Annotated in this window: 12 protein-coding genes; 5 read left to right on the top strand and 7 right to left on the bottom strand. The window is 73.0% G+C overall.

Going from position 1 to position 14,917, the window contains the following annotated elements:
* Positions 1 to 16: 16 nt before the first annotated feature.
* Genes D9V36_RS31565 through D9V36_RS31555 form a run of 3 tightly spaced genes read right to left on the bottom strand, consistent with a single transcriptional unit; the run spans position 17 to position 2,677 of the window.
* Positions 17 to 673 carry a DedA family protein gene (locus tag D9V36_RS31565; RefSeq protein WP_129296762.1) on the bottom strand — a complete coding sequence of 219 codons (657 nt, stop codon included), beginning with the start codon at positions 671 to 673 and terminating at the stop codon, positions 17 to 19.
* Complete coding sequence (locus D9V36_RS31560; protein WP_129296761.1) at positions 666 to 1,742, bottom strand: 1-acyl-sn-glycerol-3-phosphate acyltransferase; 1,077 nt, start codon at positions 1,740 to 1,742, stop codon at positions 666 to 668. The genes D9V36_RS31565 and D9V36_RS31560 overlap by 8 nt, the downstream gene beginning before the upstream one ends.
* On the bottom strand, positions 1,739 to 2,677 hold the full coding sequence (locus tag D9V36_RS31555) for a GNAT family N-acetyltransferase (RefSeq protein ID WP_431357712.1): 939 nt from the start codon (positions 2,675 to 2,677) through the stop codon (positions 1,739 to 1,741). The genes D9V36_RS31560 and D9V36_RS31555 overlap by 4 nt, the downstream gene beginning before the upstream one ends.
* Positions 2,678 to 3,091: 414 nt before the next feature.
* On the opposite strand from D9V36_RS31555, the gene D9V36_RS31550 reads away from it, so the two are divergent.
* The 3 genes from D9V36_RS31550 (at position 3,092) to D9V36_RS31540 (ending at position 8,809) form a co-directional block, all read left to right on the top strand.
* A complete protein-coding gene (locus tag D9V36_RS31550; RefSeq protein WP_129296760.1) occupies positions 3,092 to 6,343 on the top strand; it encodes an alpha-N-acetylglucosaminidase in 3,252 nt (1,083 codons plus the stop codon).
* A gap of 49 nt (positions 6,344 to 6,392) precedes the next feature.
* Positions 6,393 to 6,623 carry a DUF397 domain-containing protein gene (locus D9V36_RS31545; RefSeq protein ID WP_030083635.1) on the top strand — a complete coding sequence of 77 codons (231 nt, stop codon included), beginning with the start codon at positions 6,393 to 6,395 and terminating at the stop codon, positions 6,621 to 6,623.
* 212 nt (positions 6,624 to 6,835) lie between these two features.
* Positions 6,836 to 8,809 carry a hypothetical protein gene (locus D9V36_RS31540; RefSeq protein ID WP_129296759.1) on the top strand — a complete coding sequence of 658 codons (1,974 nt, stop codon included), beginning with the start codon at positions 6,836 to 6,838 and terminating at the stop codon, positions 8,807 to 8,809.
* An 85-nt stretch (positions 8,810 to 8,894) separates the two neighbouring features.
* Here D9V36_RS31540 and D9V36_RS31535 read toward each other — a convergent pair whose 3' ends face one another.
* The 3 genes from D9V36_RS31535 to D9V36_RS31525 form a co-directional block, all read right to left on the bottom strand.
* On the bottom strand, positions 8,895 to 9,452 hold the full coding sequence (locus D9V36_RS31535) for a hypothetical protein (protein WP_129296758.1): 558 nt from the start codon (positions 9,450 to 9,452) through the stop codon (positions 8,895 to 8,897).
* Between the two features lie 210 nt (positions 9,453 to 9,662).
* Positions 9,663 to 10,433, bottom strand: a complete 771-nt coding sequence (locus tag D9V36_RS31530; protein ID WP_164993073.1) for a hypothetical protein — start codon at positions 10,431 to 10,433, stop codon at positions 9,663 to 9,665.
* 11 nt (positions 10,434 to 10,444) lie between these two features.
* Positions 10,445 to 11,596 carry a hypothetical protein gene (locus D9V36_RS31525; protein ID WP_164993072.1) on the bottom strand — a complete coding sequence of 384 codons (1,152 nt, stop codon included), beginning with the start codon at positions 11,594 to 11,596 and terminating at the stop codon, positions 10,445 to 10,447.
* 446 nt (positions 11,597 to 12,042) lie between these two features.
* On the opposite strand from D9V36_RS31525, the gene D9V36_RS31520 reads away from it, so the two are divergent.
* A complete protein-coding gene (locus D9V36_RS31520; RefSeq protein WP_129296755.1) occupies positions 12,043 to 12,558 on the top strand; it encodes a GNAT family N-acetyltransferase in 516 nt (171 codons plus the stop codon).
* Between the two features lie 95 nt (positions 12,559 to 12,653).
* Here the strand turns inward: D9V36_RS31520 and D9V36_RS31515 are convergent, their stop codons facing one another.
* Entirely contained in the window at positions 12,654 to 13,157 is a 504-nt protein-coding gene (locus D9V36_RS31515; protein WP_241721125.1) for a MarR family winged helix-turn-helix transcriptional regulator, read from the bottom strand.
* 42 nt (positions 13,158 to 13,199) lie between these two features.
* Here D9V36_RS31515 and D9V36_RS31510 point away from each other — a divergent pair, with 42 nt between their 5' ends.
* The gene (locus tag D9V36_RS31510) at positions 13,200 to 14,402 is read left to right on the top strand and encodes a flavin-dependent oxidoreductase (RefSeq protein WP_347239820.1); all 1,203 of its coding nucleotides are present in this window, start codon (positions 13,200 to 13,202) and stop codon (positions 14,400 to 14,402) included.
* Positions 14,403 to 14,917 lie beyond the last annotated feature (515 nt).

Here is a 14,917-nt window from a genome sequence, read left to right as displayed (position 1 = left end):
GCTCCCCCGCCCGGCCTCACAGCGCGCGTATCCGGGGCCCGCACCGCTTCGGTGTGCCCCGGTCCCCGTCCCGTGGTGCGGACCGGCGGTGCAGAGCGCCCACACAGCCCGCCACCACCAGCCCGGTCCCCGAGGCCAGCAGCATCCCCTCGGCCGGGGAATCGGTGAGCGCCGTACCGCCCAGACCGCCGAGCGCCGCGCTGCCCACCGCCCAGATGCCCGCGCCCACCGCGTCCAGTGCGACGAAACGGCGCAGCGGGAAGCGGACGCTCCCGGTGGACAGGGCGGCGATCACCCGGCCGCCGGGCAGGAAGCGGCCGGCGATGATGAGCAGGGCGGCATGCCGTTCGACCCGTGCCCGGGCCCTGGAGTGCCGGGCCCGGCCGCGCTCTCCCCGCAGCAGCCGGGCGACCGCGCGCGGGCCCGCGTACCGTCCCACGGCATAGCCCAGGCAGTCACCGGCCAGTGCCCCGGCCGCCGCCACGCCCGCCAGCAGGGCGAGGAGCGGCAGGTCGGGGCCGATGAGCACGGCGACCAGGACGACGGTGGTCTCGCTCGGCATGAACGGCAGCAGCGCGTCGAGACCGGACACCAACAGGATGACCAGCCACAGCCAGGGCGAGCCCAGCATGCCCTGCAGGGGCTCGGTGAGCTGGTCCAGCTGCTCAAACACGGGCCGGAGTCTCCGGTGTGGCGGGCCCCGCCGGTACCGGAACCACCCGCACGGGGAACTCCGGTACGGGGGCCACCTCCGGTACGGGGGCCACCTCCGGTACGGGGAACGCCGGTACGGGGAACGCCGGTACGGGGAACGCCGGCACCGCCACCGCTCCCGGTCCGGGCACCGTCACCGCGCCCGGCTCCGGCCGGCCGCCCAGCACCGCGCGCGCCGCCCGGTCCGCCAGCTCCCGCCGGTCCCAGAGGCCGTCCGCCGCGTTCAGCACCGGATGTGCCGTGACGCGAACGGTCAGCGCCCGGGCGCCGAGCACCCTGCGCAGCGAGGCGGCAAAGGTGTCCTCGCCGCAGAACGCGGCCACCGTGCTGGGCAGGCCCTGCTGGGTGTAGTGGAGGGTCACCGGGCGGACCGGCGCGCCCGCGTCGAGGGCGGCCTGGAAGGTGGCCCGGCGGAAGCTGCCCCGGTCGGCCGTGCACCAGGTGGTGGCCTGCGGGAAGACCGCCACCGACCGCCCGGAGCCCAGCAGTTCGGACACCTCCCGGACGGTGTGCCGCAGGCGGCGGGGGCTCGTACGGTCGATGAAGTGCGTACCGGCCCTGCGGGCCAGGCCGCCGACGACCGGCCAGGTGCCGACCTCGCGCTTGGCGAGCAGGGTGACCGGTTCGACGGCGAGCAGGGCGAGGATGTCGAGCCAGGAGATGTGGTTGATGACGATGAGGGTGCCGGGGCCGGAGCCGGCACCGAGGCCAACGCCGGTGCCGGTGCCGAGGCCAGGGCCGTTGGCGGTGCCGGGGCCGGAGCCGGGACCCGTGCCGTCACCGTCGCGACCGCCCGCGGTGAGCGCGGCCGCGCCCTCGACGCGGACACCGAGCGCATCGAGCAGCGAAGCGGCGTGGGCCCGCAGCCGTACCGGATCGGCCATCCGCTCACCGTCCGTCAGCGCCCGCCGTACACAGCGGGCGAACGCGGCGCCGCGCCGGGCGGTGCGGGTCGCCGGTACGCGCGGCAGGGCGTGGGCGGCGCAGTCCGGGGTGCAGTCGGACCACACGTCCCAGGGGCCGTTCACCGCGCGCCCAGGAAGTAGCGGCGGTAGCGGTCGTCGAGCCGTTCCATGTCCAGGACGACGAAGAAGTCGGCGACGTCGAACTCGGGGTCGTGGGCGGGCGCGCCGCAGATGAAGGCGCCGATGCGCAGATAGCCGCGGAGCAGCGGCGGCAGCTGGGCCAGGCTGGGGCGTGCGGGGACCGGGACGGTGGGGTGCCAGGGGTGGTGCGGGGTGACCTGCAGCCCGTGCGGGGCGGCGTAGCGGGTGCGGCCCAGTCCCCAGGCGTGAGCGGCCGCGGTGCCGCCGTCGGCGAGCGGGACGGAGGCGCAGCCGGCGAGGTAGCGGTGGCCGGAGAGCAGGGTGTAGCGGGCGAGCGCGGCCCACATCTGGGTCATGACGGCACCGCTGCGGTGGGCGGGGTGGACACAGGAGCGGCCGGCCTCGATGAGGGAGGGGCGCAGCTCCGCCAGCGCGCCGAGGTCGAACTCGCCGTCGGAGTAGAGCCGCGGGCTGCGGCCGGGCGGCAGCAGCCGGTAGGTGCCGACGACGTCGCCGGTGGCGGTGTGGGTGACGACGAGGTGGTCGGCGAGGTCGTCGACGGCGTCGATGTCGTGGCCGGCCAGCGGGGAGTGCAGGGTCGCGCCCATCTCACCGGCGAAGACCTGGTGGCGCAGCCGCTGTGCGGCGCGGATCTGCGCGCGGGTGTCGGCGATCTCCGCGGTGTAGCCCGCGTCGGCGGCGTGGCCGGGACCGGGACCGGCGGGGGCGTGCCCGGGACCGGCGGGGACGGCGGCGGGAGCGTGGCCGGGACCGGCGGAGGCGGCCCCCGTGGGGGCGGGAGCGGGTGCCGGGCCGGGAACGACCGTGGGGGCGGCCACGGGCGCGGGGACGGTAGCGGAAGCGGATGCGGAAGCCGTGCGGCGAACGGCAGCGGACGCGGTCGATGCCATGCTCATGAGAGCCCTCCGTGGGGAGTGGGGAGGCTGTGCGAGTCGGCGGACGGTGAGTCGGCGGGGCCGGCGGACCGTACGGAGCGAGCTGCCGGTGCACTGTTCGGCCGCTGCACCGCTCCGCGGTGGTCCGGGTACGCCCTGAGCGCGGGCGCAACCCCATGACCTGGCCCTTCTCTACACGGCAGACTGTTCCCTGGCCCGCCGGCCGGGCGCGTGAAGCCCAGGGAGCGAACGGGTGAGGGCCTGCGGAACACTGGTCGCCGCGCTCCGGGACCGGGGGCGCGTCGCTCCCGCGGGCCGATGTCCCGGCCGGTATGTCCGGGCTCCGTCGCCTACCGTCTTGGACTGGGACCGGGCGCCCGTTAGCGTGCCACCCGCACGGAGACTGTTTGTTACCACCGAGCAGTGGGAGCACACATGAGCCGACCGTCACGACGCGCACTGTTGGGAACCGCCGGAGCGATCGGGGCCGGGGCGGCGCTCGGCGGGGCCGTTCCCGCCGCGGGCGCCGCGGCCGCCACGAGACCCGCCCGCCACCAGCGGCGGGCAGCGGCGCACGGCACCGGAGCGGCGTATGACACGGAACCGGCGCGGGCGGCACTGACCCGGCTGCTGCCCCGGCACGCCGACCAGTTCCAGCTGGTGCCGCTCGCCCCGGACGGCGGCGCCGACCGCTTCCGGGTGGACGGCCGGGCGGGCCGGATCACGGTCTCCGGGACCACCCCCGCCGTCCTGCTGACCGGCGTCCACTGGTACCTCAAGTACACCTGCCGGGCCCAGCTGTCCTGGGCCGGCGACCAGGTGGAGCTCCCCGGCCGGCTGCCCGCCCCGGCCTCGCCGGTCGACCGGTCCACCGCGCTGCGCCACCGCTTCGCCCTCAACGACACCCACGACGGCTACACCGCCCCGTACGCCGACTGGCCGCACTGGGAGCGGCTGATCGATGTGCTGGCGCTGCACGGGGTGAACGAGGTGCTGGTCACCCCGGGCGCCGAGGCCGTCTACCACCGGCTGCTGACCGACTTTGGCTACTCCGACGCCGAGGCCCGCGCCTGGCTCCCCGCGCCGTCGCACCAGCCGTGGTGGCTGCTGCAGAACATGAGCGGCTACGGCGGCCCGCTCAGCCGCGAGCTGATCGACAGGCGCGCCGAGCTGGGCCGCAGGATCACCGGCCGGCTGCGCGAGCTCGGCATGCACCCCGTCCTGCCCGGCTACTTCGGCACCGTCCCGGACGGTTTCGCCGCCCGCAACCCCGGCGCGCGCACCGTCCCGCAGGGCACCTGGTCCGGCCTCAAGCGCCCCGACTGGCTCGATCCGCGCACCGACGCCTTCGCCGCGGCCGCCGCTTCCTTCTACCGCCATCAGCAACAACTCCTCGGCCCCGCAGACCACTTCAAGATGGATCTGCTGCACGAGGGCGGCGACCCGGGCGACGTGCCCGTGCCGGACGCCGCCCGCGCCGTCGAGAAGGCGCTGCGCACCGCCCGCCCCGATGCCACCTGGGTGATCCTGGGCTGGCAGGGCAATCCCCGGCGCGATCTGCTGGACGCCGTCGACCACGACCGGATGCTGATCGTGGACGGCCTCAGCGACCTGGACACGGTCACCGACCGGGAGCGGGACTGGGGCGGGGTGCCGTACGCCTTCGGCTCGATCCCCAACTTCGGCGGCCGCACCACTCTCGGCGCCAAGACCCATATCTGGGCCGAGCGCTTCACCGCCTGGCGCGACAAGCCGGGCAGCAGGCTCGCCGGGACCGCGTACATGCCGGAGGCCGCCGAACGCGACCCGGCCGCGTTCGAGCTGTTTTGCGAACTGGCCTGGCGGGAGCGCCCGGTGGACCGCGCCGCCTGGTTCGACGGCTATGCCGACCTGCGCTACGGCGCCCGCGACGACGGGGCCCGCGCCGCCTACGCCGCGCTGCGCACCAGCGCGTACGAGATCTCCAGCAAGGACGGCCGGCCGCACGACTCGGTCTTCGCCGCCCGCCCCTCGCTGGCCGCCCGCTCGGGCACGGTCTACGCCACCCACACCCCGGCCTTCGACCCGGCGGCGTTCGACACCGCCTTCGCCGCGCTGCTGACGGTCCGCCCCGCGCTGCGCGACAGCGACGCCTACCGCCACGATCTGACGGACGCCGCCCGGCAGGCCCTCGCAAACCGGTCCTGGCAGCTGATCGGCCAGCTCCAGGAGGCCTACCGGCGCAAGGACGGTACGACGTTCCGTGCGCTGTCGGAGTTGTGGCTGCGGCTGATGCGGCTGTGCGACGAGGTCACCGGCGCGCACCGGCTGTTCCTGCTCGGGCCCTGGCTGGCCCAGGCCAAGGCCATGGCGACCGGGGCCGAGGAGCAGGCGCGGCTGGAACACAGCGCCCGTGCGCTGATCACCACCTGGGCGGACCGGGCCACCGCCGACGGCGGCTCCCTCGCCAACTACGCCAACCGCGACTGGCACGGCCTGATCCGCGAGGTCCATCTCCCGCAGTGGCAGGCGTACTTGGACGAACTGGCGGACGCGCTGGCCGCGGACCGGCCCCCGAAGACCTTCGACTGGTACGCCCTGGAAGAGCCCTGGACCCGCGCGCGCACCACCCATCCGCTGCGCCCGACGACCGATGCGTACCGCACCGCGCGGCGGGTCCACGACACCCTTGCCAAGGCCCCCTACCAGGGCACCGTCACGGTCACCGCCGACCCGTCCGCGCTGCCTCCGGGCGGCCGGGCCACCGTCACCGCGGCGCTGCGCAACGTCAACGGGCTGCGGGCGACCGGCCGGGTGGACTTCGCGCTGGGCGGCGTCGACGCCACCGCGTCGGGCCCGGCGTCGCTGCCGTCGCTCCCGCCCGGCGGCACCGGCCACGCCCGCTGGCAGGTCACCGCCCCCGCCGGCCCCCTGCACACCCCCCTGCACCCGCTCCCCTACGACCTCACCGTCGACTACGGCCCGAAGGGCGAGCCACGGGTCCGCGCGGCGCGGCACGGCACCCTGTACGTGGCGGGGCCGCTGGACGACGGGCTGCGGACCGTCACCACCAATGCGGCGGTTTTCGGCCAGTTGGGCGAGCGGCTGGCCGTCAACGGCGGGGGCGCGGACCTCTGGAAGGCCACCGCAGAGTTCGGCGCGGTCTACCGGCCGGGCGCGCTCACCGCGGGCGGCTCGGTGACCGTCGAGGTGACCTCCCAGGACCCGACCGGCCCCTGGGCCCGCGCCGGCCTGGTCGTCCGCAACCGCCTCGCCGCACCCTCCGCACCCTCCGCGCCCTCCGCGCTTTCCTCGCTCTCCGTGCCCTCCTCACCCTCCGCCCCGGGCGCCCCCTCGGCCACAGGCGCCGCGGACGCCCTCGGCTTCCTCAACCTCTCCGTGACCCCCGCCAGCGGCGTCGTGCTCTCCTACGACGCGAACGGCGACGGGACCCTGGACACCTACCGGCGGCTCACCGGCCTCACCGCGCCCGTCCTGCTCCGCCTCACCCGCGGGAAGGACGCCGGGACCGCGGGCACCTACACCGGCTCCTGCTCCACCGACGACGGCGCGACCTGGCGCGAGATCGCCACCGTCACCGTCCCCGGAGCGGCCGCCCGCCAGGACACCGGTCTGCACCAGTGCGCCGCCAACTCCGCGACGGAGCACCGCGGGACGGCGGAATTCCGCCGCTGGAAGCTCGCCTGACCGCCGCGTACCCTGACCGGGAACGCACCACGAGCGAGGGGATCACCACATGAGTGCCGCAGCTGAGAAGGAGTGGCTCTACGCCCTCGACATTTCCGACGCCACCTGGCAGCGCGCCCCCGGAGACGCCGAGGAGGCCGTGGAGATCGCCTTCCTGGAGCGGGGCGCGGTGGCCATGCGCAACTCCACGGACCCTGATGTGGTACTGCGCTACACCGAGGCGGAGTGGCGGGCCTTCGTCCTCGGCGCGCGGGACGGCGAGTTCGACCTGCAGCGCTGAGCTCCGGCCTGCAGCGCTGACGTCCGGCCTGCAGCGCTGAGGTCCGGCCTGCAGCGCTGAGGTCCGGCCCACAGCGCGAAAGCCGGCCCGTCCGGCAGTCACGGCGGCCACCGCGGTCCACCCACCGCGGTGGCCGCTGCCGTGCGGGCGTCACCCGTCGGGGCGCCCCGGAGGGCCGGTGACCATCACAGGAATCACTCGTTTCACCGAACGTGAAGCAGCAGCAAGCGACACCCCAGCGTCCGGACCGCACCTCCCCCGGCAGCCTTGAGGACATCGGTGACGTCATCGACGTCGAGCAGGCCGAGGCGGCGCTGGTCGAGCACTACCCGCGGCTGGTCCGGCTGGCCTACCTCGTCCTGCCGCCGGGCCCCAGCCGCGGCCGGCGGGTGCTGGCCGCCCATGCCGTCGTGCAGCGGGCCCTGCCGCGCCAGCGCAGTTCCACCCGCGGCCTGGGACTGCCCGCCCAGCGCGCCGGCACGGACGCGGCGATCGACCCCGGCTATGCCTTCGTCCGGCTGCGGGTCCTGCGGGCCGCCCTGGCCGCCGGCCGCTCGCGCCGGTGGCTGCCGGTGCCGCCGCACCCGTTCCCCCAGGTCTGGGGCCTGCGGCTGTTCCCGCGCTCCGGCGGGGCCGATGAACTCGCCCTGGACCAGGCGCTGTCGGCGCTGTCCGGCCCGGGGCGGGCGGCGTTCGTACTGCGCGATCTGGAACGGCTCAGCGCCCCCGAGACGCGCCGGGTGCTGGAGGCCGCCGGGGTGGACCACCCCCGCGCGGCGCTGGACGAGGCGGAGCGGGCCAAGACCCCGGCCGGCAGCCGGGACCGGTCGCTGCTGGAGTCACCGGAGTTCGACCCCTGCGCACTGCAGGCCAGGCCGACGGACCTGATCCGGCGGCGGCAGCACGGCAGGGCGGTGCTGACCGCCGGTGCAGCCGTGCTGGTCTGCGGGGCGCTGCTGGGGATGCCCGGCGACGGCTGGGGCCCGGACGGCGCCGCCGCCCCGCCGTACGCGCGCAACGCGGCGTCCGAGGCGGCGCTGGACCCCGGCAAGCTCACGGTGACCTCCGCGACCGCCTGGAAGAACGCCGCCCGGCAGGACTTCTCCGCCTGGCCCGCCCGCGGCGACCGGATCCACGACAAGGCGCTGCTGCGGCGGGCGCTGGCCGTCTGGGCCAGGCCCGGCGAGGGGGTCCCGGTCTCGGCGACGCCCGGCACCCCGACCGGACCGGCCGCGGGCCCGGCCCAACTGCTCTTCGCGGGCGTGGTGGACCACGTCGTCGTGGTGCTCCTGCACGACGGACTGCGGGTGGTGCGCTACGCGGAGGCGGCGGACGGCGAGGGGCAGAGCGACGGCACCGGCGCCGCGGTGGACTTCGCGCGGACCGACGGCGCGGCGGCGGATTCGGCGAGCGCGCTGGTGGTGAGCCGTACACAGGGCAACGTCCGGTATCTGACCGCCCCCTGGGTGAAGTCGGCGCGGCTGGTGGACCTGGTCAAGCCGGACGCGCCGGGTGCTCGCTTGCGGATCCGGCCCGACGGCACCACCAATCCCGTCCCCACCCCCCGGCCCGCGGCGGCGACGTGCACGACCTGGCCGGCGCTGCGGATGGGCGGCCGTCTGCTCACCGACCTCGGCGAACTGGCCCCGGCCCGGCTGACGTACGGCACCCCCCGCAAGCCGGGCGAGGTGACCGCACCGCGCGCCAGGACGGCCTGGGCCCGCACGGCCTGTCAGCTCGCCGCGGTACGCGGCCAGGGCGTCCGCGCGGTGAATTCCTGGGAGTTCGCCCACCAGCCGCTGCCCGGGGGCGCGGGCAGCGCGGCCTGGCTGTGCACCCGCGCCGAGACCTGGCGCGGTCCGGGCAGCCGGACGATGGCCCAGATCCAGACACCGGCAGCGGGCGGCAGCCGCTACGCACCCGGCACGGTGGCGGCCCGCGCCGAGGGCGGCACGGCCTGCGGCCCCCGCGCCCCGCGCGCCCTGGCCGGAGTGCTGTGGAAGTCCACCACCGGCCAGTGGTGGCTACTGGCCGCGGGCAGCAGCAAGGTCACCTCGATCACCACCACCGGCGACGTCCGCGGCCAGTCCCCCGGCCGCCTGCTGACCCTCCCGGCGAAGTCGGGCGACCGGGCGGAGCTGAAGGGGCGCCTGGCGAACGGGAGGGCGATGGGGGCGGTGGGCTAGGCAGTTCAGCGGGCGAACCGTCCGCGGCGAGGCAGCCACGGCGGTCGGCCACCCGCCTTCGACCGCCGGGCCGTTTCGTCGGAGCCTAGCGGCCTTCCCAGGCGGTCACTGAAAGCGTCACCTTGCCTTCCGGCGGCAAAACCTGCCGCACGCGCAGCAGTTCGCCTTTCTCCGGGTTGTAGGGATGAGTTATGCAGAACTGCTGGCCGACCTTGAGCTTGAGCAGCGGAATGCCGTCCTTGATCTCGGAGGCTTTACCGCTCTTCATGGCTTCGTTGCAACTGCGCCCATCCTGCGCGCCGGTGACCTGGAAAATTGCGCGGGCGTCGGGCTTGGAGAATCCCAACTCTGCGTCGCCGCTTCGGCAAGCGAAGACCGACAGGTCCGTGCCGTCGAGTGCCGAGGGGGATGCTTCAACGGTGTGGGGAGAGTCGCCGTAGAGGGCGGCCCAGAAGTGCTCACAGGTGATTCCGCCGGCCTGCGGCCTGCCACCCAGTGTGAGCGGTGAGTCCTTGTACCGCATCTGCGGGCCGGAAGGCGGGGAGCCGGCGGTTGGTTTCACGACCGGCTTGGCAGTTGATGCGGGGCCGGTCTTGTCCTCCCCGCTTGAGCACGCCGCGACCAGAGAGACGGTCAGAACCATTGTCAGGGCAGCCGATAACCTACGCATGGCTCCCGAGGATTTCACGGGCCGCACCGCCGGACAAGCCGCTCTATGCCGCCGTGTGGATTTCCGGCCTTGCCGTTTTGGAGGTCGGCGGCTGTGTGAGTGATCACGCAATTCCCCAGGAAGGACCGGTTCGCCACTGCACAATTCCTCTTCGCCCTGTTCCAGGCGGGTGATCGTTCTCGGTCAGCTGAAGATCGCCAGGGGGCGGACTTCCAGGACTGCGTCCGTGGGACTCCATCTGCGGACCTTGCCCAGGCAGAGGGCGAAGAAGGGGCCGGGGTCCGGGTCCCCGTCCTCCTGCGAGCGCAGGCCCGAGGTACGGCAGGACAAACGGATGCGTGCCGTTGCGGTGGGACCGTAGGGGGCCGTGAAGACGGTGCGGGTATCGGTTGACGCGGCCTCGTTCCGTTCGAAGTCGCCGGACAGGAGGACGAACCCGCCATCGGTGGCGGTGAGGCGGACCGGCTCGTTCCGGTGGCCCGCGGAGCGCGCCTTTGCCAATGCGGCATTGCGGCGTACGGTGCCGCGCCGCAGGTTGGCGTGGACAATGGCATTGCTGCCTTCCAGGCCGTCGACAATGAGGCCGATGACGGAAATGGCTTCGGCCACCTCGATGTAATTGGTGACGACCTCACGGCTGCGCTCGTAGTTGGTGCCTGCTTGGCTGAAGGACGGCACGAGCATCTGGAGTCGGGAGGTCCAGCTCGTCCTGGTCCGCTGTTCGACTGCCTTGCGGAGTGCCGTGGTGTACCGGTTCATCTGGTACGCGTCCATGATTTTCCGGTCATCGAGGTAGATGCACGTCGTGCCGTCCACCAGGCGCTTCGACAGTCGCCTGCGTCGCCGTCGGGCGCCGTTCAGCAGCGCCAGCAGGACGACCACGCTCGCTACGGTCGCCAACCACACGAGCATCCAGCGCCAGTTGAGGTCCCACCACAGAGGGTCGCTGAACACGGGCACGTGGTTCACCCCGTTTTCTGTTGGGCCGGGTCTGAAACCGGCTTCGGGCACTTCTTGACGACTGCGATCATCTGCTCCAGCACCTGCCAGTCGGGCATTCTCGCCGCCGTCTGCTCGCGGTGGGACGGCCGCGGAGCCGGGATGCCCTGGCCGTTCAGGTGTTCGGCGAGCTCGTCGGTGCTGCCCGAGGGAACGAGCTGGTAGCCGAGCTGCGTCTCACGGCGGCGCAGTTCAGGATCGTTCTCCAGTAGCTCGCCGAGCTGGTTGGCTTCGTGGTCCAGAGCGATGAAATGCGGATGGGACAGCATCGGGTACTGCGGATAGAGCAGTACCCGCTCGGTGTCCACCGTCCCGTGAGCGGCCCGGTACGTGGCCTGGTAGGCGAGGTATTGGTGCTCGTACAGGACGGCGATCGGGTCTTGGCTGGGGCCGTCGGAGTCGATGTAGTACGTGTACAGGCTGTCGCTGGGGCTGCCCTGGCTGAGCAGCAGTGGCGAGATGCTGCGGGCCAGCGCCCGGGCCTGCCGGTTGTCGATGGGCGGGGTGTTGTGGTGCTGGGTGAAAGCGACCAGGCCCACGTAGGCGTCCGCCGAGGCCGACTGGCAGATGTCGGAGGTCTGGGCGAGCACCGGATTGTCATTGTGGATGCCATGGTGGTCAACGTGGAGGTCGTTCCAGCTCAGACCCTTTCTGGTCAGGGTCAGGAACTTGTCCATCTTGAGCGTGTAGTAGAGCGGCTGTCCCCCGCCGGGAGCGGGCTGGGGGGAGGCCACCTGCCGGTCGTGCAGCGTTTCCGCGTACCCGCGGAAGCTGGCCAGGACCAGGGGGCTGTCGAAGGGCTGGAAGTCCTTGCTGTACTCCCCGGCTGCCTGCCGTGTGTCGTGGATCTGATCCGCGGCGGGCTTGCCGGAGGGGAAGACGAAATCAAGACCCTTCAGGCTGCCCGTCGCCACCGCGCGGGAGCCCGCGCTGGAGGTTTCCACCCGTAACCCGTGCTTGCGCAGGATCCGGACGACCTGCGGGTCCTCGAAGAAGTCGCCGATGGACGCCAGGCGCCCCTTGAGGGTGGTGACGCGTTCGAAGGGCAGCAGGAGATGCCCGCTCCTCGCCAGCTGGACGGTCCCCGTCACCGTCAGGGCCAAGACCACGGCCGGCATCAGCGCGCGGAGGACACGTGGCCGTAAGGAGCGAGAGGCCCGTACGACGGCCAGGGAGGGTTCCGCTGTTGTCGACGTCGGAGTTGGATCTGCTGCTGGATCTGAGTTCACCGCTCGTTCCCCCCGAAGCAGGTGCGCGAACAAGCACTAGCATGCCGCCCCAGGGGTGGCCCCGAGCCGTCGATTACGCGAAAGCTGTGTGGATGTCCGGCCGCATTCGCCAGACGAGAATGGCCGATTTACCCCTTGATCCTTCGGCACCTTGGGCACTGCATTCGAAGACTCGTCACCGCACCCACAGCCCCGCGCAGCGGACCCCGCCCGCCGCTGGGGGCACCTCCCACACCCTTGAGGCAGTGGGGGGAGAAACGGCGAGAAGCAACCACGGCGGGAAAGCCGAAATCGTGGGAAGCCCACGGCCGGACGGCCAAAGGCAGAATCACCCCATGGACGAGATCACCTTTCGGCTCGCCGACGACGGCGACGATCTGCCGGGCCTGGTCGGGCTGTACGACGCCGCGGCCCGCTGGATGCAGGCCAACGGCATCGACCAGTGGAAGCCCGGCGGCAAGGACGAGGAGCACTTCCGGGTGCGGCGGAAGGAGGGCGAGGTCTGGCTCGCGGAGGCCGCCGGGCGGCGGGTGGGCGGGTTCGAACTGTGGTGGTGTGACGAGCCCGCGTGGGGGCCGCAGCCACCGGTGGCGGGCTATGTGCACCGGCTGATGGTGGACCGCGAGCGGGCACCGGCCGGAACCGGGCGGGCGATGCTGGCGCACGCCGAGCGGCGGATAGCCGGAGCGGGCCGCGCGTGGGCCCGGCTGGACTGTCTCGCGTCCAACCCTCGGCTGCGCACCTACTACGAGGGCGCCGGCTACACCGTCGTCGGGGAGCAGCCCTTCAAGGAGGGCAACGGCGGCAACCGGTATGCCGTCGCCCTCCTCGAAAAGCGGCTGAAGGCCTGAGCCGGACCTCAGCCGCGCCGGAAGTCCGCCACCGTGCGGGCCGGGACGGTGAAGGTGCCCACCAACCGCTGCCCGGGGGCGTGGGCAGCGCATCCTCAGGCCGCGTCCTCGGGGCGTGCGGTGAGGACGCGGGTGACCAGGTCGGTGAGGGTGGCCCGCTCCTCGGCGTCGAGGGGGGCGAACCACTGCTGCTCGCGGCGGGACTGCTCGGCGAACGCCTCCTGGACGGCGTCCGCGCCCGCGGCGGTGAGGCCGACGGCGATCGCGCGGCCGTCGTCGGGGAGTCGTCGGCGCTCCACCAGGCCGTCCCGTTCGAGGGTGTTGACGGCGTTGGTGACCGACGAGCGGGACATCGCCGAGAGCTCGGCAAGCCTGGCGGGCTGGGTGGGGCCCAGCAGCCACAGCTTGAACATCAGCCGGAAGCCCGGGAGCGTCCAGCCACGCGGGCGGTGGATGTGGCTCTCCAGGTCGGCGATGACCAGGTAGGACAGGTGCAGCAGGTGGTAGGCGAGCGAGAAGGCTTCCGGGTCGGCCGGTGACGGCATGCCCGCCAGCCGGTCGCGCGCGTAGGCGGCGTAGCTGAGATCTGGTCGTTCCACGGGACAGAGTCTTGCGCATGGCGGCCTCGACGGGAGATTGTTATGGCCGTAACAATCTCCAACGAGCCGGAGGATGCTGTGCGGATCACCATCGCTGGAGGCGGTATCGGCGGGCTCGCCACCGCGCTCAGCCTGCATGCGGCCGGATTCGACGACGTGGTCGTCCACGAGGCGGCCCAGGTGATCCGTCCGCTCGGCGTCGGGATCAACCTCCTTCCGCACGCGGTGAGGGAGCTGACCGAGCTCGGTCTGGCCGACCGGCTGGCCGCGATCGCCGTCCCCACGGCCGAGTTGGCCTACTACAACCGGTACGGGCAGGCGATCTGGTCCGAACCACGCGGGCTGGGCGCCGGTTACCGATGGCCGCAGTACTCGGTGCACCGCGGCAGGCTGCAAATGCTGCTGCTGGACGCCGTCCGCGAACGCCTCGGTGCGCACGCGGTGCGGACCGGGAGCCGGATCACCGGCCTGCGCCACGATGCCGATCTGCTCGTCGGCGCCGACGGGATCCACTCGGCCGTCCGGGCCGCGCTCTTCCCCGGCGAAGGGGCACCGCCGTGGAACGGGCTCGTGCTGTGGCGGGGCACGACCCGCGCCGAGCCGTTCCTGACCGGCCGGTCCATGATCATGGCCGGGGACGGCTCGCAGAAGTTCGTCGCCTACCCGATCGGGGACGGCCGACTGATCAACTGGATCGCCGAACGGCCGCTGGGCGACGAACCGCCCGAGCGGGGAAACTGGAACCGCCCCGCCGAACCGGCCACGATCGTGGAGCACTTCGCCGACTGGAAGTTCGACTGGCTCGACGTACCCGGGATCATCACGGGAGCCGAGGCGGCCTTCGAGTACCCGATGGTGGACCGCGACCCCCTGCCCAGCTGGACCAGGGACGATGTCGTCCTGCTGGGCGACGCCGCACATGCCATGTACCCCGTCGGGTCCAACGGGGCGTCCCAGGCGATCATCGACGCCCGGGTACTCGCCCACTCGCTCGCCACGACCGGCTCCGCAGCCGCCTACGAGGACATCCGCAGGCCGGCCACCACCGCACTCCAGCTCGCCAACCGGAGCCAGGGACCCGAGGTCGTCATGCGGCTCGCCCACGAACGGGCTCCCGACGGCTTCGACGACATCGACCAGGTCGTCCCGCTCACGGAACGAGCGGAGATCGCCGCTTCTTACAAGCGGACGGCGGGTTTTGATCCGGTCTTGCTGAACGAACGGGCTTCTTGGTCTGTGCGGTGACGCTGCGCTTGGCTGTCTTCCCATGTTTTCGGCTGTCCCGCCGTGGGGGTTGCTCGCCGTTTTTCGCCCGCTGCGCGGTGCGCCCGCCGTGGCGCCTGCGGCGGGCCGGTCCGCTGCGCGGGGCTGTGGGTGCGGTGACAGGCCTCCGGGGCCTGGTGTGTGGACTGCTTCGCTTTACGTCCACACACCAGGCCCCTCCGGCCCGTCCCCTCCCGTTGGGGGAGTAAGTGAAGATCGGTGGGGGCTGGCCACGGTTGTCGCCGTGCGGCCTCTACTGGTCATTCAGGGTGACCCGTTTTTCGTCTGATCACCAGGTGCACCGGACCACTCAGGTCCACCCCCACCGGCCTTTTCCTATCCCCTCAACGGGAGGGGACGGGCCGGAGCGGGTGGGGTGCCGGACGTAAAGCGAAGCAGTCCGGCACCCCACCCGCGGAGGACCGTCACCGCACCCCGACAGCCCCGCGCAGCGGCACCGCCCGCCGCTGGGGGTACCTCCCACGCCCTTCAGGCAG

It is taken from the genome of Streptomyces lydicus (assembly GCF_004125265.1).
GTDB lineage: Bacteria > Actinomycetota > Actinomycetes > Streptomycetales > Streptomycetaceae > Streptomyces > Streptomyces lydicus_C.
The sequence above is the reverse complement of the archived record's forward strand: the minus strand, read 5'-3'. Positions and strand labels throughout refer to the sequence as shown.